The organism is Paenibacillus bouchesdurhonensis (assembly GCF_900155685.1).
Taxonomy (GTDB): domain Bacteria; phylum Bacillota; class Bacilli; order Paenibacillales; family Paenibacillaceae; genus Fontibacillus; species Fontibacillus bouchesdurhonensis.
The window spans coordinates 4,533,814-4,557,135 of record NZ_LT732548.1 but is presented as its reverse complement, the minus strand read 5'-3'; the positions used below and the strand labels follow the sequence as shown (position 1 = coordinate 4,557,135).

The following is a 23,322-nucleotide window of genomic DNA, read 5'->3' as shown; positions in this document are numbered from 1 at the left end:
AACGATGAATTTTTTGACCAGGTTAACGATAAGAGCACTGCGAATAAGATTGCTGAATCAAGCGTTTCTGCCGGCAAGGCGAAAATCGACGGAGGAGATGCTTTTTCGGAGATCGATTTTATGGAGTATTTGGATGGCTTTGGGGAGTGTTCTGTCATGGGTTGGACTATATGCCTCGTTTATGGATGAAGCAGCCTTTGAAAGTGCGGAGGATGTTGTCTTTTTACGTTATGCTCTTGCTGGATTAGCTCTCATTTTTACTGCCATTATGTTTGAGTCTCTTAGTTACAAGGCTGTAGCTGGGCCCTCTTCGATTACTGTTCGGTATGGTGTGAAAACGAAAATGATCCGCTATTCCGAGATTGAGAGAGTCGAGCATTCCACGGTATACGGAGGTTATCTGGTTTTTCGGAGTGCAAATGCGGTCGTTCGTATCCCAGATGGAGCGAGAGGGATTGCGGAGTTCATTCAGCGGTTAAGTCAGGAAATAGGGGAAGAGCGGTGTAGTAAAGCTTTTAGAGTGCTGAATAATAAGAAGATCGAAATCATGCAGTTAAGCTAGGAACGAATTTAAGGGCGGCTGAAGCAATGTGCTCAGTTGTTAGGCTTTCGCCGCTAATATAGCAACAGGGTGGTTCATTAAGAAGGGAGGAGCAGAATGTACGAGGTTTTATTTCGAAGATACGTAGCACTGACGATTGATCGGATTATTACCGGTGTGATGGCTACATTGATCAGCTTCATCTGGATTTTACCCAAGGAGCTGTTTGAATACAATTCTATCTATTTAGTATTAACGCATCTATTAATTTCGATCACCTGTGATTGGATTTACTACTGTCTGATGGAGTCATCCGAATACCAAGCTACCATTGGCAAGAGACTCCTGGGAGTCATGGTCGTGGACAAAGATTATGAACGAATTACATACGCAAGAGCCAATAGCAGGTACTGGGGGAAGCTGCTCTCCGGCTTGATCCTTGGTTTAGGCTACCTGATGGCCTTCTCACATGAGAAGCGGCAGGCGCTGCACGACAGAATGGCAGGGACTTATGTAGTAAAGAAGAGCTTCCTGCTCTTTATGCTCAGCTGCCAACAAGACGACGATGTCAAAACAGATATTGTACATGCATAAAATAGGGGGCGAGCCATCGTGTATGCACGTTTTTGGAAAAGGGCGCTTGCAGCTATGTTGGATCTACTGGTTGTCGCATCGATTCATCAGGTGAGTGTTATTTTGAGTATTTTCATAATGTATTCATTTTCTACAATTAACAATTATGAACGGTTTGATGAACTCCTATGGATATTTGATATAGTCCGAAGTGTTCTGGTGTTAGTCGTGTTATGGTGCTACTTCGCGATCATGGAGTCTTCCAAGTTCCAGGCGACATTTGGCAAGCTGGCGATGGGCCTCAAGGTAGTTGATCAGGAGGGTAAGAGAATCACTTTTCGCCGTGCGACTGCACGATTTTGGAGTAAAAGCCTCTCGGCCATCACGGTATTGATTGGCTGGTTCATAGCGGGCTTCACGAAGAAGAAGCAGGCGCTGCATGATCTGATCGCCGATACCTGTCTGGTGGAAGAGGAAGTGCTTGATACTAGACAAGTGGAGACCGTTGCTTCCGTGTAGAAGTGGAACGTTTAGTTTCCTTCATAAAAAAGACTTGGTGCTGTTGGCGGGGAGGAAAGAGTCGATGTATGACGTACTGTGGAGAAGGTATTTTGCGATGTTTGTTGACCGGATATTTATGATGCTGTCCTTATTGATACTTACCTTTATTTTTATTACCCCAGAAGAGCTGATGTATCGCTACAATGGGACACTGGTGATATTCAGTTTGATAGCTCAGTGGCTGTATTTCACCATTATGGAATCTTCCAAATACCAGGCAACCTTCGGCAAGCTCATGCTCGGTGTAGTCGTGGTGGATGATATGGATGAGAGAATTTCCTGGGGGAAGGCGAATGCGAGGTTTTGGAGCAAACTGATTTCATCCATCCTCGGAATAGGTTATTTCATGGCGATTTTCACGGAATACAAGCAAGGGCTGCACGATAAAATCGCCGATACATATGTCGTCAACAAGGAAATGCTCTTGTATAAGAAGAGCAATGCCAAGCCATTGGTATCCGCGGGAAAGCTTGATTTGGCAAGCAAGGGCTTCAACTGGCCGGATTGAGGGTGGAGTTCGACTAGAAATTACGGGTTTGAAGGAGATTGGTTTATGTACGCCGGGAATCCTCAACTGCACTTGCACGGCGTTCACATGCAGGGGCAACAGGTTTGATAGGTGATCTGCTCAAGAAGAACAGAACCAAGAACCAGGGAAATCGTGTCAACGTCACAGCCGGAAGGAGGGGAAGGCAATGTTTAATTATATCGCACCGAAGTTTGAGAAGGGCCGGATTCTAAAGACGGCGATGCTGGAAAATCTACGGGATTTCCCCCGCGAATTTGTGGACGTCTACTATGACGAATATTCGGACGGCATCATTTCGGGTGCCCATGTAGAAGTCGGGGCAGATTCCTTGATCGTGCATCCCGGCATCATCAAGCATCAAGGGCGACTATATTTGCTAAAAGATGCTGTAAGCATCAAGTACCGCGCCACGGGACGGGAGGCTGCGTTGAAGGTTCGTTTCCATGCTGGTGACGAGGACAGCGACTGGCGAACGTTCCGCAGCGAGATCGTGATTGATGAGCAGCTTGAGGTAGCTGATTCCGAACTGGAATTATGCCGCTTCAAGCTCAAGGAAGGCGCCCGGCTACGCCAAGACTATCAGGGCTTCCGGGACCTCGCGACTGAATTTAATACCGTGAATGTCCTGCATGTCCGCTACGCGGCTTACGGCAAAAGCACCTTGTCCCCGGTCGTCCTCCGCTGCTTCGCAGAGGAAATGACGCGCAAGGGAAGCGGCGATCCGCAGGACTTCATGTTTACAATGATGTGCATGAACGAGGGAACCCTCGCTCGGGACGTCATTTTGCACTATATGACGAGCCGCATCGGCATGAGCAGCAGGGAGTATACGAATGTGGAAATCCACAAGTATCTGAGCCGCATCTTGGACGGCGTCCGCGGCGGCGGTGGGGGCAGGCTGGGCATGACCCCGGGCGGCACCCAGCGGGTGATTGTGGATTAGGGATGGATTTACCCAAAAAGGAGGAGGAAAAGTTATGTCGTTTATGGATGAAAAGATTACGCAGATCCTTAATGAAGCAGAGCAATCAATGGTATCCCGTTCGATTACGGATGTGCCGGTGAAAATAGGGAACCGCTATTATGAATTTACTATGCAGTCTTTCTATGAGGACAAAGTCTCTCTCTACCTTCCTGCTGACTTTGAAGAGATGCCTAAGGAGATTCGTTCCATTAAGTATCCCTATGAACAACGGCCTGAAATTATTAGAAGCGATGAGTCGGGAGCCATTAATTTCACGCTCAACCGAATAGATCATGAGTTAAAGGATGAAATGGTAGCGGAACTGTCTGCTGGCATGAAAACGATGATTCAAAAATCGAACCCCTCCCATGTTTTCTATGAAAGCGGGGTAGAGACCGTAAACGAGAAAACGTTCGGATACTTTGAGTTCAAAAATATGGTGATCGATGGAGCCTTATTTAACATCATGTATTTCCTCGAATTTGAAGGAAAAGTCCTCATGGGAACCTTCTGCTGCCGGTATGAGGATTATCTGGATTGGAGAGATGTGGCTTATCAATGCATTCGCAGCCTCACTGTCCATATTGAAGAAGAGGGAGGGGAGTAAGCATGAGCGAGGTCATCTATACGTCTGCAGATATTATAGTTTCGAATTATAAGTTCGAGAGAATTACGGAACTCATCATTGAAAAACAGGTGAATGAACATGCCAAGCTAATTATTAGCGGTATTATTTCTGAAGACATGCAGGATAAGTATATTGAACAAGCGAATGCGAGCGACACTATTCGGGTTGCGGTTCAGGATAAGGACAAGGCAATCCCTTTGTTTCACGGTGTGATTACAAATATCTCCGTACAAGCAGCACGTGGTGTTAGAAGCATTGCTATTGAAGCCCATAGCTTATCCATTCTTATGGACATCCGCAAGGAAACTGGATCGATCCAAAATAAAGAGTTATCTTATAAAAGTTTGTTCCATCGGATTATAGCCAACTATCCTGATTCCGATGTCATTGACGAAGCGTCGCTAGGCAAAAAAACGGGTGGATTGTTGGTTCAATATCAAGAAACCGACTGGGCATTTATGAGGAGATTAGCTTCGCATTTCCACGCTCCTCTTATTCCTGTAAGCTCTCGAACCGGGATCAAGCTGTATGTTGGATTGCCAGACGCTGTTCATCCCCAGAAGTTAGATGAATACAATTACGCCATTAATAAAGATTTAAGAGATTACAAGCTGAAGTCCGAGAACGGTATCAAGGATATTTCAGAGCAAAATAGCATTAGTTACACGGTTACAAGTCACAAGGTGTTCGAGTTGGGACAGGCGGTTACCTTCCAGAAGCGGACATTGTATGTCAGCCGCGTCGAGACAAAACTAGAGAACGGCATACTGAGCAGCTTGTATGACCTAAAGGATGCCAAAGGGCTGCGTTGCCGAACGGAATATCCTTATGCCTTAGCGGGAACGTCGTTATTTGGAACGATCCTTGATGTGGCAAAGGATAAGGTCCGGGTGAAGCTGCATATTGATCAGGATCAGCCTGTGAATGAGGCCATGTGGTTTGCTTATTCCACGGTTTATTCATCCCCGGATGGGAGCGGCTGGTACTGCATGCCGGAAATAGGGGATGAAGTGCGGCTCTATTTTCCCGATGAACAAGAGAAAAACGCCTTTGCTGCGAGCTCAGTAGATACCGATTCCTCTAATCCCGAGAAACGAAGTGACCCGTCTGTCAAAAGCATCAGTACCAAATATGGCAAAGAAATTGTGTTTAAACCCGGCGCGGTTGAAATTATTGGCGGAGGCCAATTGCTGATGAAACTTACCGATGATGGGGGGATTGAAATTAACAGCGACAAGAAGATTTCCCTGTCAGCCATGGAGGATATTGAAATTAACGGGGGTGCGAAGATTCTTATCCAAGGGGAGTCAGGCATTGAATTCGTACAAGGGAATGCTTCGCTTAAAGTAGAAGATGAGGTCACGCTTAGCGGGGGCCGGGTGAATATCGAATGAGTTCTGTCATGAGTCGTGAAGAGGCGTTGGGTCATTTTTTGGAAAATCATGTGTTTGATCGCTGGCAGGGCGACTTGGACATCATTTCTGAGAGCTTTATCCAGAATCAAGAAGCTACGATAGCGGAATTTGTGAGTTCTGTGGATGCAGCATGTAAACAGGCGGTCGAGCTTCAGGAAGCTGGGATGAAGGGAGATATTCAATATATCTATCTCTCTTTGTTGCGGACGAGCTTCATGGAGCATAAAGCTAGTTATCGCATTGATATTCATGATGAGCGTTGGTTTCTTGATCCCGTAGAGTGTTCTTCTCATTGGCAGGCCGATTTTATATTCGATCCTCTATTTCAGAGAATGCGGGAGTTGGAAGCTGTAAAAACAAGCTATGCCCGGAAAATCTCAACGATGGATATTGAACGAATCTTGCAAATTGAAGCCATAAGATATCATTTGTTCACTATCGAGTTTATGAGAAGTATGATTCCTTCTATTTTAGAATGTGAGGGTTACAATCGGCTGGTCAAGAAACCGAATATTTGCATTCTGGCCGGAGAATACCGGGATCGCAGCGAGCTGCTCTATGGCCAGCCGGAAGCCGAAGCAGAAGAAATCATGGCCGAGCAGTGAATGGAGGAGGGATGTCATGGATTACTTTGTGATGCAGCAGGATGAACGCTATACCGACACGCCAGTCTTACAGAATATTCGGCAAAAAATCGATATTCGGCATATGAATCGCTTACGTTCTCATCAAATTGCAGATACGACGATTTTTCAGGTTAAGGCATCTACCGAAACAGAGTACTTGGATCTATTAAGCGATCAACTGTACTTGATGTCCGAGAAGTTGAAGAAATTGATCGCCATGTACGAGCCGGATTGTATTTTTAAGCATATACCTCTGATGGACCAATTCAATAGTAAGCAAAGTCTTTACTTCCTGCCTTTTTTTGAGGAAGTTGAAGCTCTAAGTTCGAGCAGTGAGTTTAATGCAGATCGAAGCGTCATCAAGAAGCTGGTGCTTCAAGGAGAGAAGGTGGCGAAGAAACGAATTTTCCGCGTGCAAGAAAGCGAGCAACCTCTGATCATTGTCCGCTTAGATGTAGCTGAGAGCATACTCCGCCGGGATATGATCGGAGTTAGCTTGAAGAAAGTTCTCGTGGAGTGATGGAACGAAAGCTGGGGAAGGGCGTGAACTGATGGATAAGTATGAGTACGTTGTACGTGGCGCTAATATTTTTTGCGACTGTGGATCACATTTACGGAAATTGAATCTGCCGAGTAGCCACGGGATCTATGTCAATGGTAAGCCCATGATGAACGAATCGGATTGTATCCCTGAAGTAAATATTTCGAACTTTGGGATCTGCAGCAGTCCGGAAAATCAGAGCGGCGAGACGGTTTACCTCATCTCGATGGATGGCCAGGAAATCCAGGGGAAGCCTTGCCTGTTAGCTCTGCTGGCCGGCAGCAAGTGGGAGAAAACGAAAGAGCAGGCAAAGGTAGAAGGGAAATCGGCTCTGACCACGGAGTCAGAATTGCACTGCTCCTTAGGTGGAGTCATCCGTTTTAACAGCAGTGGCCAGCATGAAGAGGAGTAGAATGATATGCCAAATATGAAAGAGCATAAGCGGAGGCGACCGGACAGCATGAAAAGTTATGCGATCGGAGGCTAGTGGATATGATAGGGTTTGAAAACATAAGCGTAACATCACCATACCGAATCAAGGTAGTTCAAGACATTCAAATAGAATGGAAGTCGAACGAGCATGGGCGATTATTCATTCGTGGCCTTCTCGATGAGCAAGAGCAGGTTAACGCCGTACTCAAAGCGTCGACGGATGACCAGGTTCAGGTATTTGACGGGGAAACCAAGATTTTTAGCGGACTCATTGCCAACGTACAAACCAAGCATCACAACGGGATTTATAGCACAGAGCTGGAAGTCATTTCCGGCACGAGCCGGCTGGATGCTCAGAAGAGGCGCCGATCCTTCCAAAATAAGAACATGACGTACGGCGAACTCGTCAAAAGCGTGTTGAAAGCTTATGCCGGGTACGATGTGATTCAACTTGTGGGTGAAAACGAGCCTATTGGCGAGCCGATCATCCAGTATTACGAGACGGACTGGGAGTTCCTCAAACGGATGGCCAGTCATTTGCAGAGCGTGGTGTTCAGTGATATTTATGAAGCCAAACCACGGATGTACATCGGCGTGCCAAACAGGAACAGCATCCAGCTTCCCGATGATTTGGCGTATACAGCAAGCAAAGATTTACTAGCTTATCAAGAGGCCAGGTCAGGATCTGCATCGGTACATCATACCGATTTTTTTACATACGAGATTCAAAGCGGCATACGTTACGCCATCGGCGATGAGGTTCTATTCCGAGATAAACCGATGGTGATTAGTGAAATGAAAGCCGCCATGAGTCAGGGCCAACTGATCTATAATTACCGCTTATCGAGAAGAGATGGCATACGTCAACATCGGATACATAACCCCAAGTTAGTCGGCGTCTCGATGAATGGGAAGGTGTTAGATGTCCAAGGTCAGCAGGTCAAGCTGCATTTGGAGATCGATCAGGAGCAGTCGCCCACATCGGCCTATTGGTTTCCTTTTGCCCCGCCAACGGGCAGTGCCATGTACTCGATGCCTCAGAAGGGAACGAATGTGAGTCTGTACTTCCCGGATGATGCAGGAAGCAAAGCCAAGGTCATCGGCTGTGTCCGGACGAACGGAGAGGATTGCGGTAAGACAGGCGATCCAAACAACAGATACTTTGGCACAGAGCACGGCAGTGAGCTAGAAATTACGCCGACAGCGATTAATGTGGTCAGTGGATCTAAAGAGCCGCTCATGATTAGCTTTGATGATGCAACAGGCGTCATCCTGACAAGCCACCGGAAGCTGACGATGAACGCGGGTGAGGATATTTCTTTGTACACTCCGAAGCGTGTGGTATTCCGTACACCGAACATGATCTTGGCCAAGAAATTAAGCAAGCTGAGCGGATTTACGGTTGAGAGTGAATATCATCTATTAGGAAGCCAGGTCAAACTGGATGGTGCTGATCGGACTAGCTATCCGAAATATGATGATGAGATTCAGACTTATACGCCGAAGGAAGAAGAGGAAAAGAAGTTTAGCTGGGGCAAGCTCTTTAAGAATGTAGTGGCGGGACTGGCTGTGGTGGCAGCGGTCACGGCGGTAGCTGTGCTGTGTGTGGCTACTTTGGGAGCTGGAGCCGTTGTCATTGGAGCCGTGGCTGCCGGGGCTGCAATAGCCGGAACCGCTGCCGTGGCCAGTATGGCCGTTTCGGATATCATCAGAGGCGAAGTCAGTGATATGAAGGATTATATGCAGACGGCCTATAGAGAATCCGTCATTGGGGCTGTATCTGGAGCTGTTTTTGGCCCGTTTGGAGCTATGGCGACCATTGGTGGAAAAATGGCTTTCGGCGCAACAACGAATACATTTGAAAGTATTATGCGCCAGAGTATGGAGGGTAATGGATTTAGTTTTGGTACATTACTCATGGACGCAGGGATTGGTGGCATAACCGCTGGATTATTCGATGCGAGAGTTCTGAAAGGTATCGGGAATGCGGGGAAAAAAGGATTCCAGAAAGCAAATGAGCTGGTCCAAAATGCAGTGGGTGCTTCTACAGCATGGCTAAAACAAGGAGTTAAGAGCGTAGAAGAAGGCTTTAAAGAGAGCCTAAAGGACTTAGCGGAAGCAGGCAGTCAATTTGCTCAAATGTTTGCGGTGAGACAGCCAGCACTGGCATATGGTATCCCGTCGCCAAATGTTAGCTTCTTCGAGAAATGGATGCCTGATCAAGTTCCTAAACGAACTGAAGTGCAGATAAATTTTGAACAGGCTATGAAGGAGATTAAGGAGGAAGCGGAGAAGAAAGCTAAGGAGAAGGGGAAAACTGGGGCTTACAATCCATCTTTTAATGGTACTTCTGGTCAAGGTCTTGGAAAACTAGACGGAAAGGAACTTAATGTTTCCCCAAAAGGCTTGGAGATTGTTAAAAATCATCTTGCACAGTTTGGTGACTTCCCAGAAAATACAGCTATGATAAAAAGACTTGAAGATGCAATGACTAGCAAGAAAAAAATATCAGGAGCAGATGCAAGTTTTTATATGCATGAAGTTTCAGAAGCTACAATGATGAAGAAAGGTATTGATTATGATACTGCACATGCGGAGGCTCTTCAAAAGTATGATGTTTCTCCATTTAGCGTATATCATCCAGATGTAATAAAATCAATGCCAGAAAACTTTGGTAGGGCATGGAAGAAATTTTGGGGGATAGACTGATGATTATTTTAAATAACTTAGGACAATATCGTCGAGGCAAATTATGGGTAAATGACTTACCAAGAATAGATTACGATTGTATTGATATTCTTGAACTTTCACTAACAATAAATAAGGGATTAGAATTAAAGCCGTGCAACCTAGCTTTGGAGCTTCTACTTTCTCCACGTCAAGTAAGTAACTACGCATTTCTGGGGGCTGAATTCATTCCGAATAGCGGGGACCAATTAGAAATAACCATAAGTGTAGGTAATGATGAAGGGGAGATATTGGAGGATAATATTGCTGCACAACTTGATGAGGTTCATATTGGGTTGCCAAATGAATATGGTCAAGCTATTTTAAGAAGTGTCCAAAAAACTTTAGATGAACTTCCTAATTTTTCAGGAGGCGTACTAAACTTCAACATTGGTGCTCATGGGCTCGTAGGTTCAAGTCAACTCTCGTTTTCTAAAGTAACCGAGATTATCATTAAATTGTTGGCTGGTGACCCTAATAATTCTGATGAAAATAAATTAAAAGACGTAGTTCTTGGGAGTCTAAATTGAATTTCAGGGGCTTCTAGCACTTTTCTAGGAGGCTTCCTAGTCCCAAATTTCAAAAAAGGCTTATTTCTACCTATTTATTAGGTAGAAATAAGCTTTTTTACATACTCAAAGTCAGAGGGCAGTAATTGAAGTGAGCGAAGTATATAAACTGTAAAAAGTCCAGACTGAGTTAAAGCCTTAACGGGCTCAGTAACATATAGGAGAAACGCTCAATCTTCCATATCAATTAATTCATGAATGTGTATATTCAATGCTATGCAAATTTGCTCTAGAGTGCTGATATAAATTCTGTCGGTGGTTCCTCTGCAAAGGGCATTTATTGTTCCAGGACGCATATTAACCATAATCGAAAATTGACGTTGAGAAATATTTCGTTCATCTAAAATTTGCTGTAACTTAATTTTGATTTTCATTAATAGTCCTCCCAAAACCCTATATAAACAATAGCAGTATGTCATTATCTCCAAGGGATGCTTTGGCCTTTGACATAAATGATTTAAGAAGAATCTTGAAAGAAGATGGTCTTTATAATAGTGAAAGTAGGAAAAAATAAATGAATATATAGATAGACTATTATAAAAAATACATGGTTAATGATAAAGAAGTATTCATTAAACCACAAAATAATGAGAATCACAAATAAAGGAGGTTTCAATATGCCGTTTGAGCAACAAATTAATACTTTATATCAAATGCGGTTTTTAAATAATGAAGGTGATGACATTGATGTATTTACTAGCTTGCTTAACGAATTAGCGTACAACGGTGGAAATAATGTTATTCTGGATTTGTGCTCTATTTTCGAGGATGATATAGAAGAGTCCTCCGCGGCTGAGGACATGATTGAAACTATTTTTTACATTGCAAAACGAAATGGCTTAGAACAAGGAATGTATGTTTTAGCGCAAGGTATAACAAGATTGTTGCCTCAAGCTAAAAGTTGGGCTAAAACTCTTCTTAAAACCTTGCTGAATGGGGAGGAATTTATAAGCCCGTTTACTGATGCTTTAGGGAAAGTTGATAGTAACACAAAACAAACTATCATTAATATTTTTATTGAAATTAAAAAAGGATTTTCTAATTATAACGAGAAAATAAACAAAATTCTAGATCAAATTAGTTAACCTTAGATTAAAAATGGTGGTGATAACATGGAAAATATCCCAAAAATTGTATTGGGCATTCCTGGAGTGTGGGAGGATAGGAATGCTTTCAAGGATGCAATGACTAGAAGTGGTAATGGTTATATATATTTGGGGAATCATATTGGATACTTAGAAAAACCTGACCAATTCTACGAAGTAAATATAAGTGAACATAATCCTTATATCGCTGAGGCCATTGAAATTGGTGGGCATGGTTTATTCAGCAAAGAAGATGTAGAGCAGCTAAGAAAACATAGGAGTATCATATACCTTATTACAGAAGGGGGGACTTTAGAGAAAGTTATAAACGTTATGGAAGTTGCAAGTGCTATTCTTAATGCTGGTGGCATTGCGGTGAATGTTGAATCTTCGGGAAGGGCACGAACGAAGAAAGATTGGCTAGAAATTACTAAAAGTAAGGATATTACAAGGTTATTTTCAGCCTTTATACAAATGTCTCAAGAAAATGAAGTTTATTATACGACTGGTATGCATTGTTTTGGATTGCGTGATGTGAAAACAGCTTCAGAAGGCATAACAGCAAGGGATGTTGCTACCCTTTTTAGAATATTCTGTTTATATAATCTTGATGAAAAGCCACAGATTAATGATGGGGAAACTTTTAGTCTAGATCCAAGCTCTCCAATTTATCTACTAAAACAAGAAGAATGTACTATGTTCGATGAAGAAGATCCTTATTTTAATCCATATGGAGTATGGAATATGATCCGTCATCATTCTATTGGGAGATAAATACGCATATTTTATGGATCATTTCTGTAAAGAGCTAGATTTGTTCATAATTATATTAAAATGATTGTGCTGTTCTGAATATCCATTTTACGATTTTAGCAATGGGGATTGAACATTAAGAACACCAAATGAAATATATTATAAACTTAAAAAAAGCTCATTCCGACCCTGTTGGAATGAGCTTTTTTACATACGCAAAATAAAACGGAAAAATAAACTAATGACAGAAAGTGATGTGAGGGGGATTGTATAAACTGTAACCAGACTGAGTTAAGGTCTCAGCGGACTCGGTATATCCTATAAAGAGACACTCATTCTTCCATCCATATCAGCTAATTCATGAATGTGTATATTCAATGCTCTGTCCTAGGGTGCTGATATCAATTCTGTCCGTCGTTCCTCTTGCTCAAGTGTTTGCGGTGAGGCAGCCGGCACTGGTGGGAAATGGCAGAGTCATACGCCTTGATTAGGGCATATGAAAAAATGGGTGTACTCCCAAAACTAATGACAATGTACGTTGACCGAAAAACTTGTAATATGTGCAGAGGTGAAATGCCGGCTTTATTGAAACATTTGGGTATTGAAGAGCTTGAAGTTTTTAGTGAATGGTACGACCTTTAATTATCAAATAAAATTGATATATGGTCAATTTTATCCTGAATGTAGGTGAGAAAATTGTTTTCTGTAAATACTTTTATTCATAGACCAGATAGAAAAATTTATGACCTATCACTTTTGGAATCTAATATTGATTATTATTTTGTTCAGATTACAAATACTCCTGAGATAATGAAACTCGAAGATTTACTAGACTTTGATTATTTGGATGGAGCAATTACATTAAAGTATTTTGAACAGTCATTACTTGATGTTACCCTGTGGGATTTAGTTGACCAATTATGGGCGTACATTTTAAATGTTATTGAGAGTCTACTAAATACTGGAGAAGGGAAGACTTACTTTCCAGACCAGCCTATAAAGTTGTACTTAAAATCAGTATCTGAGGATCTAGTACTTTATGAGATAGAGACTGATGAACTTATTAAAGTTGTACTACCAAAAAATGAATTTATTCAAACTTTATTGGATGGGGCAGACGTTTTTTTTAGGAATATGGAAGAGTGTTTCAAAGGAAAATGTAGTTATCAATATGAAATTGAGAAGACAGAGACTCTGAAAAGAACATTCATGTAAATTAGCAAGTTTACAATCTCAACAACAAGATCGTATAATACAACCAACAAACCAAAACACTAAACATTGAACACACACGCTAAAATTTCAAAGGCTTATTCTAATCTCGAACAATGAGCAGGAATGAGCTTTTTTGCGTGCTCATAGTAAAAGGAGCTATAAGCAATGGAATTAAGGGAGTTGCTATGTATTTAAAGTTCGGCTGCAAAACCTGTATTCTGGCTTTGCATTTGAAATGATACCGTTGTGTTCCGCAATGGAGAGAAACAGCGTCAAGCAGGATTGCGCTAAAACGCATATGGATTTGGAGATAATCGTGGCCAGCAAATGCGGCCTGTGCGAGGGAGACCTCAGCCGTCTGGCATGCGTAACATCTAACTGTCCGGCCAATGCTCCTTATCGTCCCGCGCATTAATAATCCATCGCCGACAAACATACAGCCTGGGCCCAATCTTGCAGTTGTATGGACAGAGTCTACCGCTAACCGATGGATTTTTTGTCGGAGAACAGCGAGTTCCAGTCACTGGACTTTTAATCACCAATCCACTAAGAGTGACTTTTTTGATATATTTACAAATGATTCCATTATATAATGTGTTTCGAGTTTCAGAAATTATCACCAATATCTATATTTTATTCTAAATTTTATGTTGCAGAGTAGCCGATACTTAATTAGATAAGGAGTAATTTTGTATGAATAAGTGGATAAAGATCTTTTTCCTAGCTATGCTTATGCTTTGGCTTGGAGGATGTGATAATAGAACAATGGAGCAAGAAAATATTTTCTATGATGATGCTCGGATGATGGACTCGGGAGACAGTTACAGTTTTGCAAGAAAGTTAGGCAATGTTACCGAAAAAGAGGCAAATATCAAATTTTCGGGTTTTTCGGGATTATATACGGTATGGCATTTACACACTACCTCTGATGTAACAACGAAAATATCAATTAGTGGAACTGCAAAGCAAGATAAATTTAAAATAATTCAAGTCAATGGGGGCAGTGAGATCCACACACTTTGGGAGGGGGAAGGTGATCAGGAGATTGTGTTATCTATACCTGAAGGGGATAGCGCAATTAAATGGGTTGGTAAAAAGACATCAGGAAAGGTAATCATGCAATTAGAGCCACAACAGGGATTAGAAGTAACTCCACAAAAAGGTTTGTTTGAAGATGATGAATTTTTTGAATAGGAATAAGAGAAATTTAACCCCCTTAATTTAAACAGCCAGTTGCCGAAATACTAACGGTGACTGGTTGTTTAGTTTCGTCTGAATAGATTTGCCCCATTATTTTCCCCTTCTCGCTTAGCGTTGAATTACTGAGCTTGGGAACAAAGACGGAGCGCCATTACTATGACTACACTCGAATGGATATTGCAAGGGAGCAGTAACAGTGATATAGCTGTAATGAAGACCACTAATAGCATTTCAATTCAACATAGAGGGGAATCAGAGCGCTTGAAACTGTTGTATAAGACCTTCAGCCAAGGTCATGAGGTTGCCGTATATGAGGCTGAGGAATTGGATGGAGAGAAGGGGACTTTTCGCGTGCTGCAGTTTTCGGAAGAGGCGGTACAAGGGGCCATGGATATGGCTGATCCGGAGCGAGTCGTGCTGGAATACCCCCGGGCCATCTGTCATCTGATGGAATATAACCAAGCCTCATTTGAACGCGTATTTTTAATTGGACATGGGATTGGGACACTCTCTAGACATTTTGCGGATAAAACGTTTGATGTGGCGGAGTTAGATCAAGCAGTCGTAGATATTAGCCGGGAGTGGTTTGGATATTCCAAAGATAATGTGAGAGTAGGCGATGGTCGGGAGCTATTGGAGAACGAGCCGCCGCATGTCTATGATTATGTGGTCTTGGATGCATTTTCGGCTAAGGGCACGCCTACTCATCTACTATCCAGCGAGTTTTTTCACATGGCGGCTAGCAAGCTGGAGCACCCCGGTTCACTAATCATGAATCTTATGGGCAGAGGCGAGCAGGATCAATGGATGAATGCGATACATAGCACGCTTAGCGAAGTGTTTCCTTATACCAAGTGTTTTGCCTTGCCCGTTGAAGGGGACAGGGATCTCCGCAATATTATTATGATGGGCAGCACACAAAACATCCATTATCAGCTTCGGCATATGGCGGGATTTATCGAGTTCGAGGCAGGGCAGGGTTATATTATCTGTGACCGTAGTTAAGGCCGTTTTTGGCGGGTGCGGGGCCGGATTGCAATGAGTAACAAATAAAGATGATGCAACGTTATTTTATTAGCTTAGGAGCCTAACCAGATGATTAATCTGAGGCTCTTTTTTGCGTGTATCCTCATTTTTCGCTTATAAATTTACGATTCGGGTGAAATAAAGGGTGCAGTATTTCGTTGTAGAAATGTCAGCTTCATTAACCAAGTCGTAATTTGGAGGGTTTATCCATGGATTTACAAGGAATCATCGACAAACTGTTGCCGATTTTGCCGACGGCGCTGATCACAGCATTGGTGTTCATCGGGGTCTCGTATTTATCCTACGCCTTATATCGAAAGAGAGGCGGGAGAAGAAATGTAACCGCCAGGCAGGTTATCGCAATCTTCTTGATTCTGGCTTGGTGTGTTGTGGTTATGGTATTAACGACATTCAGCAGAGGCGCCAATTATGAGGGTTGGGTTAATTTCCGGCTCTTCAGCGGTTATGTGAATGCATGGAATCAATGGTCGTTACAGGAATGGCAGTTGATTATTTTTAACATGCTGATGTTCGTTCCGCTCGGCTTCCTGCTACCGCTTCTTAACAAAACAACGCGCCGCTTTGTTCCCGTTCTGCTTCTGTCGCTTCTGATTACGCTGGGGATTGAGTGTATTCAGATGTTGAGCCGCAGAGGTATTTTTGAACTGGACGATATTTTACACAACACACTTGGAAGTATGGCGGGATTTTTCGTGATGAGCGCAATCCTAGACATCGTTGAACAACGAAAGATCGCGGTCAGATCCGCATGGAAGGCGCTCAGTATACCGCTATTTTTTGCCCTTCTTTTTTCCGGAGCTTTGTTTGTCTACAATACGAAAGAGCTTGGCAACCTGTCCATTCGTCCGGCAATTGCGCAAGACATGACTGATGTTAAAGTAACGCTTAACGCTGATTTACCAACCGAGGCCGAACCGGTATCTCTTTATTCCAACCGTCGAATCCATAATCTTAAATATGGAAAAGAGATGGCAGAGCTGACAAAGCGCACTTTTGATTTACAGCAGCAGGGCGGTATGCGCATGGATGGATTTAACCGCATATGGATACTTGTTAGCGATGACGGAAAGGAATATACGTTTAATTACGCTGTCAGGGATGGCGGATGGTCGCTATCAACCGAAGGTGACGGAAGCGGCCCGATGGAGCAGGAGGAATTATTCAGGCATGGAGAGTATTATGAAAGCTGGATGCTTTCCAGCGGCATATTACCCCCAAATGCTGTATTCAGCACACAAAATGAAGATACGATCCGTTGGGATATTGAGCAGTCCATCGCAGACATCGCTCGAGGAAATAGCGATTACGCAAGTGGAATGGTAATGATTGTACCCTCCGGAGAACATCAAATTCCACATAGCTTATTTTACTCCATGCAAGAGAACAAGTTTGTACGTAAAATTGAAATTATTAGTCCGGCTCAAGCCTATATGGAGGTTGCCAAGGGTAATTTTTATGTTTACAATGACTTGGAAAATGGCGACCAACTGAATGTGGACGAATATGAACTAACCTATACCTACGATTCAAAAGGGTATTATCAGCCCGTTTATCGGTTCACAGGAACGGTGAATGGATCGTCTTGGTCCACATTGATTCCAGCAGTGAAATGAAACATGGGTCACTCGATCTGATTTGTATTTAGTTCCCTTAATTTGAGGAAGGAAAAGAGGGGGATTGCGATGGCAAAATGGGATAACATGCTGTCCATGCTCTGGATGCTGCGCTCCGGTAGAAAGCTCACCGCTGCGCAGATCGCGGACAGTTTAGAGATCAGCGTTCGCACCGTGTATCGATATATCGATGCATTATGTGCCAGCGGTGTACCGGTCATCGCAGAATCGGGCCATGATGGCGGGATTCGCATTCTGGACAGCTTTAAGGAGACGCCATTGTTCTTCAACTCTTTAGAGCTGAAGGCGCTTGTGGACGCATTTAAATTTGCGCAAGGCGCAGGTTATCCATATACGGAGGAGTTACAAAGCGTATTGAAGAAGGTCGAAAACGGGCTGCATGATGAACAGCGCGATGATTTGTCCCGTCAGACAAGCGGCTTGGATGTGATTGTTCCAGCGCGTCCGCCTTCCGCCACTCGGTTGCTCAGGGATCTAGAGCAGGCGGCGAAGGAGGGGAGAACGGTCCGCATCGCCTATCGTAAAGCGAATGCGGATCAAGCTTACGAACGTGAGCTTGATCCGTACGGGTTAGCTTATGACCGGAATGAATGGTACGCTGTCGCATTCTGCCATCGGTCTCAGGGGGTTCGGACGTTCCGTGTTGATCGAATCGAATGGCTGGAGCAGACCGAATTGCGATTTGATCAGCCTCTGCATTTTTCTGCGTCGACTTACCTCCACGACCAGTCCGAGCGAGAACGGGAGGCGGACGGACCGTTGACGGTCATTTGCGTTGAGGGAGAATCCGACGCCCTGAACGCGATTTGCGCCCACTGGCATCTGCGCCACTATTTGAGTGAACGGAGCGATCGAGAGGCCCGGTTTCTGCTTGATGTCCCAACAATGAACAAGTACCTTCCGATGTATCTGATAACTTTTGGCACGGCTATTCGGGTTCGGGAACCGATTGAGCTGAAATGCAAGATCCGGGAAATGGCGTATGGAATCGCAAAATATTACGATAACAATACCGACTGAACTTGAACTCAGAAAATCGGCAGTAATTCTGGCAGGCAAGTGACTTCGCACTTCGCCACTTATGGGATGCGACCGTTTTACAACGGCCTAGCTTATAGCCATGAGGGCGGGTTCATATGTTAGGCCACCATTTTGGTGGCCCGATTTATGGCAACCTGCCGTACAGACGGCGCTGGGAGCTTCGCGCGACAGACAGCCGGAGAACCTTGCCTTAGAACATGGTCTCAAGTCATATTCACAATCTGATTCATATCCGTTCCCTCGGTATTCTTGCCTAACATTCTGCGGAGCAGGAATTTAACCATTTTAAATTTGTTGCCCGAATCCCAGTACTCCGCAGTTTCCGCATTTACCTTGATGAGAACCAGATTAGGGTCGTCAGAAGTGGTTTCAAGCAGTTCCTCGTACATGGGATTCCAAAATTTTTGCAATTTCTTCTGATCCTCCACCAATTCAGCATTACCGCGGATAGAGACAAAGGATTTTCCTACATAGGCTACGTTCACATGTTGATTATGAAGCAGCTCATGAAATTTGCCGCTATCCTTTTTTGTCAGGAACCAAAGCGTTCCGTCAAACTCGACGTCCTGGGTTTTCATGGGCCGAGATACGAGTCCCTCTTCGGAAACAGTCGTTAGCATCGCGGTTTCGATCCCTTTGATTAATTCATGGACGGTTTTGATCGCTTCTTGATTGTCGGTAACAGATGTCGTCATGTTTTCATCCCTTCAAAAATTTTATGTTTTATTCTGTTACCTTTCCCTAATCTGAAAAAAAGTAGTACTTTGCTGGTATTTTACAAAGCCACTTGTTAAGGGGCTACCTATGGTATTTCCGGTGTTTTATGAACATAAAAGAATAAAGTGGCCTCACCCTCTTATAATGGTTGCAAGAGAAATTGAAAACACCCGCTGCAAAGGTGTATTATTGGAAGGTGTAAAAAAGGAGGGAAACTTGTTGGCTAAAAAAACCTCTCACTTTTGGGCTTTGCTCTTATTCTCAATCGGCGTATTTATGGCGCAGCTTGATAATGGGATTATTAGTTCAGCGCTTACAACCATTAATCGTCACTATGATGTGACTGATAACTGGGGTGCCTGGGGCATAACCATCTATACCCTTGGCTTAGCGATTAGCTTACCGATTGTTGGTAAACTTTCCGATAGGTATGGAAGAAGGAAGCTATTTATTATTGAAATCGCCTTGTTCGGTATCGGTTCTTTATTGGTAGCGCTTAGTCCTTCATTTGGCTTTTATTTAGCTGCTCGTTTCATTCAAGCGCTTGGCGGCGGCGGTATTTTTATTATCGGGAATTCACATATATTAAGTACTGTTGAACCGGGCAAGCAGGCGAAATATTTGGGGCTTTTAGGGGCGATGAACGGGGTTGCCGCTGTATTAGGGCCAAACGTTGGTTCTTTCTTACTCGACTTAACGGGGAATTGGCATATTTTATTCTTAATCAACGTGCCGATTGCTATTGTTTTGTTCATTCTGGCCTTAATGAGGCTAGAGGAATCCTCGGATCCAAGTCCAGGGCGGTTAGATTTAATCGGTACCATTATTTTGTCTTTTGCCGTGTTATCCCTAATGTACGGCTTAACCAATATTGACATTGATTTCTGGGCCAGCTTTAAGCAGCTTGAAGTATCAGGCTTTATTGGTGCAGGGATCGTATTGTTTATCGTGTTGATGCTGTATGAGTCGGTATTGGAGAAAAAGGAGAATGGCGACCCGATTTTACCGATATACTTGATTAGACAGCCTCGCTTTTTAATGGTGCTTTTGATTGGCGCTTTATCAGGCGGCATTTTAGCAGCGATGATTTTTATCCCCGCCTTCACCGAAAATGTGCTGGGGATCATGGCTGAAAAGTCGGGCTATTGGATGACCCCGCTCGCATTAGCAGCAGGGGTTGGCGCAGGCTTGGGCGGTACACTGGTCACGAAGCGCGGCCCTGTGTTTACCGTTATTATATCGGGGCTGATTGCCGCCATCGGGTTTGCCTTATTCCCATTATGGATTGAATTAAAATGGCAATTCGTGGTTTCCAGTATGATCGCAGGTGTGGGGATTGGTGTTATTTTAGGCGCGCCATTAAATATTTTAGCGACAGAAGGTCTACAATCGAATAAAGGTACTGCGCTAGCTTCTTTATCCCTACTGCGCCAGATAGGTATGACCATAGCACCAACCATTTATGCAGGCTTCATTGCACGTGGCTTTAACAATATGGGTAATCTTTTTCAGAGTGACTTTCAGAATGTGTTACAAGACAATATTGCAAGGGCTGATTTGTCGAAGGAGGCACTTGGCGAGCTAGCGCAAATTGGTCAACAGATGGCTGCGGGCTCTGGTGCAATCGATGCAAATCAGATGAATGAAATTGTCGGCTCGATCCAAGATCCTGCCTTAAAAGAAGTAATCTTAAACAGTGTATCCGAAATTACAAGGATGGCTGCAGAGAATGGCTACGGCGGTTTATACTGGTCAGCGGCTGTATTAGGTGTACTAATCATTGTGGCTTCTTTAATCCTGGTGCCGTTAAGAGGTAAAGCTTCTGCGGTATCACGCGTTGAATAGCTCATAAGATGATGCTAGGGGCAGAGCAATTAAGCAGCGAAGTACAACAAAATTTTACTACCTTTTGGAGCCTTGAAAGATGATCACTCTCAGGCTCTTTTTTGTGCCAAAGGGCTAGGAAGGTTTTTAGACAACAGGTCAACGCATTTTGATCCTATTAATTGTATTGCTATGTATTGTTTAATCTATATAATATAATGCTTGATACATAATTTTTGAAAAAAGGATGGCCGAGAGAGTAATGACATATTGGACTGTACTAGGGATAGACCCTACGACGGACGAATCCGTTATTAAGAAGGCTTACGCAAGCCAATTGCAGGTTTATCATCCGGAGGAGGATCCCGAGGGCTATCAGCGTTTGAGAGAGGCCTATGAATGGGCAAAGAAACGAGCTAAAGCGCTGGAGGATGAAGAAGCCAGTTGCGATATGGACGAGGATGAATGGAGCTACGATACATACGATCCAGATGACGAGATTTCGGTGCTGCGGACATCTTGGCAAGCCGGCGATTCGGAATCATCCCAGTTGAAACGTCATCCGGCTCAGGTATTTTTTGAGCAAATGGAGGAGCTGTATGACCATTTTCCGCGCCGCATTGATCCTGAGCAATGGAAAATATTGATGGCGAGCGACTATATGTGGGATATGGATCATCAGAGTGAGCGGTTAAGTGGATTGCTGCGTTTTTTAGAAGAGCATCGGCATTTTCCGCGAAAAGTATGGGATGTTTTGAACCAATCCTTTTACTTGCTGGAACAGAAAGAAGATCTATTTGAACTCTATGATGAGGAAGAAATAGCTTTTATCATCGGGCAAATTCAGGGTGCTGCGGAATTAGGGTATGGCTGTTTTGAAGATCGACAGCTTGACTTCGATATTGAGCACTATCTTACGCTAAGGCAGGATGCTCAAACTTTACTTATGGAGGATAATCCGGTGGCGGCCAGGGATGATCTGGCGGAGGCGCATGCCATGTTCCAGAATGACCCGGATTTGCAGCTTCTGCAAGCGAAATGCTATCTGAGACTGGGGCAAAATTCGGAGGCGAATTTTTGTCTGCAGCAAGTTCTTAAGCTAAAACCGGACGAGCATGAGGCTCGCCTGTTACTTGCACATTTCTCTTATAATGAACAACGCTACGACGAGGCCATAGTGGAGTGTAATTTGTTGGAGGAGCAAGGAGTATTGAACCAGGATGTCATGAGCATATATGGAAACTCCGCAATTGAGTTGGGACGTATTGAGCAAGTTTGGAAGCAATACGCGGAAACCGAACCGATTTGGCAGAAATTTTACCACTTTCAATATAATTTGATGTTGCTGCGGATGAGAAATAGGCATTTGTTGCCCCAAGAGCATAGTCCCCGACATGCAGAGTATAAAAAGAGGATTAGAAAGTCTCAAATGTGGAACTATGGCATGCTGATGTTTAGATTAAGCTGGCTTTATCTTTTTTTATTCGTGCTTGTTTATTTTATCTTTCGCTTGCCCCCGCTATTTTTGATTCTATTGCCCATCATACTTTGCGGAACCGCTTGGAAGACCTTAAGAACAGCAAGGATGTTTTTTACTTGATTAAGGAGGTTTAATTCATGGCAAGGCGATATGCTTTTGGGAAGCGAAGAAAAATAGAACAGTATTTCCGATGTCTTACGGCAAGTTGTCTTCAAGACATACTGCAAAACTATTATGTGGTCTATGAATTTGGCCTTGCTGAAAGGCTGGTTCGCAAAAGTGTGATCCGTAGTTCGCTACAGCTTTGGAGCATAACAGATGCCGAGAGCTTAAAAGGTAAAATCCGTTGGTTAATCGAGGATGGAGGTCGAAAGGAATATAGAAGCAGGCATATGTGTTTGCTGGCACTTAACGAAACGGCACGTCAACATTATCTTGAAGCCTTAAAGGAGGAGAATAGCGAGAAAAGCTGCGCCCAGTGGGATGTCGTGGCCAAGTGTCTATACCAGCTACCTTCCGGAGATGTGAGTGCATACGGTTTGGCTTGGGCCATTATGCTGAGCCGGATTGGGCTAGTAAAGGGCTTTTTGTCAAAGGAAGAGGCTTGGAGCATAAAGATGGAAGCGGCAGCCATGCTGCAGCAGACTTACAAGAGCTGGGAGGAATTCTATTTGGCCTATTTGTGTGGAAGTCATTTTTATGCGGATAAACCGGGAATCTATACTTACATTCGTATTTCAGGGATGTATGATTTGTTGTCTTACAGTACCTTGCTACATCGGAAAGTCAATTGGCATCAGCCTCTACAGCCGTAAGGCAGAAGCCCGCACTAGCGGCGGGCTTTCTCTCAGTACATTAACGTAACTGTCGAATACTCGGCATCCACTAAAGAGAAATACTCGGCTCGGAGCTGGGTGTCTTTGTTATGTGCTGTTGCGCTGATATTTAAGGTCACGGTTCGATTGCTTGTTCGTTTAGATGAGGATTTCTATCAAGCATTTTCGAATATGCTCCAGGGAACAAAGCTTGAAATTATGGTTATTGACGATGACTAGTCTTCCGAGCCGCCCAGCAGCCACCAGCTGATCCGCTTGGCGGGTCGTCTCCGGCAGGCGGTAACGCGGAGCTAATATCCAGCCCCTGCCATTTCCTGCTGCCCCCACAAAATCACTAGACAGCCAATCCGAAAGTGATACAATAAAATCACTCAAGGAGGGGAT

The 23,322-nt window shown here is 43.8% G+C and carries 26 protein-coding genes; 23 read left to right on the top strand and 3 right to left on the bottom strand.

The window, feature by feature from the left end:
• Window positions 1-4 precede the first annotated feature (4 nt).
• From CZ379_RS24715 to CZ379_RS24660, 12 genes are all read left to right on the top strand, one after another.
• A complete protein-coding gene (locus CZ379_RS24715) occupies window positions 5-562 on the top strand; it encodes a hypothetical protein (RefSeq protein WP_110934049.1) in 558 nt (185 codons plus the stop codon).
• A 96-nt stretch (window positions 563-658) separates the two neighbouring features.
• Complete coding sequence (locus CZ379_RS24710) at window positions 659-1,135, top strand: RDD family protein (protein ID WP_110934048.1); 477 nt, start codon at window positions 659-661, stop codon at window positions 1,133-1,135.
• An 18-nt stretch (window positions 1,136-1,153) separates the two neighbouring features.
• Window positions 1,154-1,633: an RDD family protein gene (locus CZ379_RS24705; RefSeq protein ID WP_110934047.1), complete on the top strand. Its 480-nt coding sequence runs from the start codon at window positions 1,154-1,156 to the stop codon at window positions 1,631-1,633.
• A gap of 64 nt (window positions 1,634-1,697) precedes the next feature.
• Complete coding sequence (locus tag CZ379_RS24700; RefSeq protein ID WP_110934046.1) at window positions 1,698-2,183, top strand: RDD family protein; 486 nt, start codon at window positions 1,698-1,700, stop codon at window positions 2,181-2,183.
• Between the two features lie 187 nt (window positions 2,184-2,370).
• Window positions 2,371-3,147, top strand: a complete 777-nt coding sequence (locus CZ379_RS24695; RefSeq protein ID WP_110934045.1) for a DNA and RNA helicase — start codon at window positions 2,371-2,373, stop codon at window positions 3,145-3,147.
• Between the two features lie 34 nt (window positions 3,148-3,181).
• Window positions 3,182-3,775, top strand: coding sequence for a hypothetical protein (locus tag CZ379_RS24690; protein WP_110934044.1), 594 nt, complete (start codon window positions 3,182-3,184; stop codon window positions 3,773-3,775).
• A 2-nt stretch (window positions 3,776-3,777) separates the two neighbouring features.
• Window positions 3,778-5,190 carry a phage baseplate assembly protein V gene (locus tag CZ379_RS24685; RefSeq protein ID WP_110934043.1) on the top strand — a complete coding sequence of 471 codons (1,413 nt, stop codon included), beginning with the start codon at window positions 3,778-3,780 and terminating at the stop codon, window positions 5,188-5,190.
• The gene (locus CZ379_RS24680) at window positions 5,187-5,816 is read left to right on the top strand and encodes a hypothetical protein (RefSeq protein ID WP_110934042.1); all 630 of its coding nucleotides are present in this window, start codon (window positions 5,187-5,189) and stop codon (window positions 5,814-5,816) included. Before CZ379_RS24685 ends, CZ379_RS24680 begins: the two co-directional genes overlap by 4 nt.
• 16 nt (window positions 5,817-5,832) lie before the next feature.
• The gene (locus CZ379_RS24675; protein ID WP_110934041.1) at window positions 5,833-6,357 is read left to right on the top strand and encodes an imm11 family protein; all 525 of its coding nucleotides are present in this window, start codon (window positions 5,833-5,835) and stop codon (window positions 6,355-6,357) included.
• A 31-nt stretch (window positions 6,358-6,388) separates the two neighbouring features.
• Window positions 6,389-6,790, top strand: a complete 402-nt coding sequence (locus CZ379_RS24670; RefSeq protein WP_110934040.1) for a DUF4280 domain-containing protein — start codon at window positions 6,389-6,391, stop codon at window positions 6,788-6,790.
• An 80-nt stretch (window positions 6,791-6,870) separates the two neighbouring features.
• Window positions 6,871-9,519, top strand: coding sequence for a contractile injection system protein, VgrG/Pvc8 family (locus CZ379_RS24665; protein ID WP_110934039.1), 2,649 nt, complete (start codon window positions 6,871-6,873; stop codon window positions 9,517-9,519).
• A complete protein-coding gene (locus CZ379_RS24660; RefSeq protein ID WP_110934038.1) occupies window positions 9,519-10,067 on the top strand; it encodes a hypothetical protein in 549 nt (182 codons plus the stop codon). The genes CZ379_RS24665 and CZ379_RS24660 overlap by 1 nt, the downstream gene beginning before the upstream one ends.
• A 209-nt stretch (window positions 10,068-10,276) precedes the next feature.
• Here the strand turns inward: CZ379_RS24660 and CZ379_RS24655 are convergent, their stop codons facing one another.
• Window positions 10,277-10,480: a helix-turn-helix domain-containing protein gene (locus CZ379_RS24655; RefSeq protein WP_110934037.1), complete on the bottom strand. Its 204-nt coding sequence runs from the start codon at window positions 10,478-10,480 to the stop codon at window positions 10,277-10,279.
• 243 nt (window positions 10,481-10,723) lie between these two features.
• Here CZ379_RS24655 and CZ379_RS24650 point away from each other — a divergent pair, with 243 nt between their 5' ends.
• From CZ379_RS24650 to CZ379_RS24615, 8 genes are all read left to right on the top strand, one after another.
• A complete protein-coding gene (locus CZ379_RS24650) occupies window positions 10,724-11,191 on the top strand; it encodes an Imm30 family immunity protein (RefSeq protein ID WP_199925764.1) in 468 nt (155 codons plus the stop codon).
• A 27-nt stretch (window positions 11,192-11,218) separates the two neighbouring features.
• Window positions 11,219-11,965 carry a DUF4261 domain-containing protein gene (locus CZ379_RS24645; protein WP_110934035.1) on the top strand — a complete coding sequence of 249 codons (747 nt, stop codon included), beginning with the start codon at window positions 11,219-11,221 and terminating at the stop codon, window positions 11,963-11,965.
• 444 nt (window positions 11,966-12,409) lie between these two features.
• Window positions 12,410-12,586, top strand: coding sequence for a deaminase (locus tag CZ379_RS27250; protein WP_110934034.1), 177 nt, complete (start codon window positions 12,410-12,412; stop codon window positions 12,584-12,586).
• A 54-nt stretch (window positions 12,587-12,640) separates the two neighbouring features.
• Window positions 12,641-13,159 carry a hypothetical protein gene (locus CZ379_RS24635; protein ID WP_110934033.1) on the top strand — a complete coding sequence of 173 codons (519 nt, stop codon included), beginning with the start codon at window positions 12,641-12,643 and terminating at the stop codon, window positions 13,157-13,159.
• A 693-nt stretch (window positions 13,160-13,852) separates the two neighbouring features.
• Window positions 13,853-14,353, top strand: a complete 501-nt coding sequence (locus CZ379_RS24630; RefSeq protein ID WP_110934032.1) for a hypothetical protein — start codon at window positions 13,853-13,855, stop codon at window positions 14,351-14,353.
• A 267-nt stretch (window positions 14,354-14,620) separates the two neighbouring features.
• On the top strand, window positions 14,621-15,364 hold the full coding sequence (locus CZ379_RS24625) for a spermidine synthase (protein WP_110934031.1): 744 nt from the start codon (window positions 14,621-14,623) through the stop codon (window positions 15,362-15,364).
• Between the two features lie 230 nt (window positions 15,365-15,594).
• Complete coding sequence (locus tag CZ379_RS24620) at window positions 15,595-17,019, top strand: VanZ family protein (RefSeq protein ID WP_110934030.1); 1,425 nt, start codon at window positions 15,595-15,597, stop codon at window positions 17,017-17,019.
• 69 nt (window positions 17,020-17,088) lie between these two features.
• Window positions 17,089-18,060 carry a helix-turn-helix transcriptional regulator gene (locus tag CZ379_RS24615; protein ID WP_110934029.1) on the top strand — a complete coding sequence of 324 codons (972 nt, stop codon included), beginning with the start codon at window positions 17,089-17,091 and terminating at the stop codon, window positions 18,058-18,060.
• 224 nt (window positions 18,061-18,284) lie between these two features.
• On the opposite strand, the gene CZ379_RS24610 is transcribed toward CZ379_RS24615, so the two are convergent.
• Window positions 18,285-18,776, bottom strand: a complete 492-nt coding sequence (locus CZ379_RS24610) for a pyridoxamine 5'-phosphate oxidase family protein (protein WP_110934028.1) — start codon at window positions 18,774-18,776, stop codon at window positions 18,285-18,287.
• A gap of 109 nt (window positions 18,777-18,885) precedes the next feature.
• On the opposite strand from CZ379_RS24610, the gene CZ379_RS24605 reads away from it, so the two are divergent.
• The 3 genes from CZ379_RS24605 to CZ379_RS24595 all read left to right on the top strand — a co-directional run bounded on the left by CZ379_RS24605 (window position 18,886) and on the right by CZ379_RS24595 (window position 22,917).
• Window positions 18,886-20,643: an MFS transporter gene (locus CZ379_RS24605; protein ID WP_267890507.1), complete on the top strand. Its 1,758-nt coding sequence runs from the start codon at window positions 18,886-18,888 to the stop codon at window positions 20,641-20,643.
• 241 nt (window positions 20,644-20,884) lie between these two features.
• A complete protein-coding gene (locus CZ379_RS24600) occupies window positions 20,885-22,222 on the top strand; it encodes a tetratricopeptide repeat protein (RefSeq protein ID WP_199925763.1) in 1,338 nt (445 codons plus the stop codon).
• A gap of 17 nt (window positions 22,223-22,239) precedes the next feature.
• On the top strand, window positions 22,240-22,917 hold the full coding sequence (locus tag CZ379_RS24595; protein ID WP_110934026.1) for a DUF1266 domain-containing protein: 678 nt from the start codon (window positions 22,240-22,242) through the stop codon (window positions 22,915-22,917).
• Window positions 22,918-23,076: 159 nt separating this feature from the next.
• On the opposite strand, the gene CZ379_RS24590 is transcribed toward CZ379_RS24595, so the two are convergent.
• On the bottom strand, window positions 23,077-23,313 hold the full coding sequence (locus CZ379_RS24590; RefSeq protein ID WP_110934025.1) for a hypothetical protein: 237 nt from the start codon (window positions 23,311-23,313) through the stop codon (window positions 23,077-23,079).
• Between the last annotated feature and the right edge of the window lie 9 nt (window positions 23,314-23,322).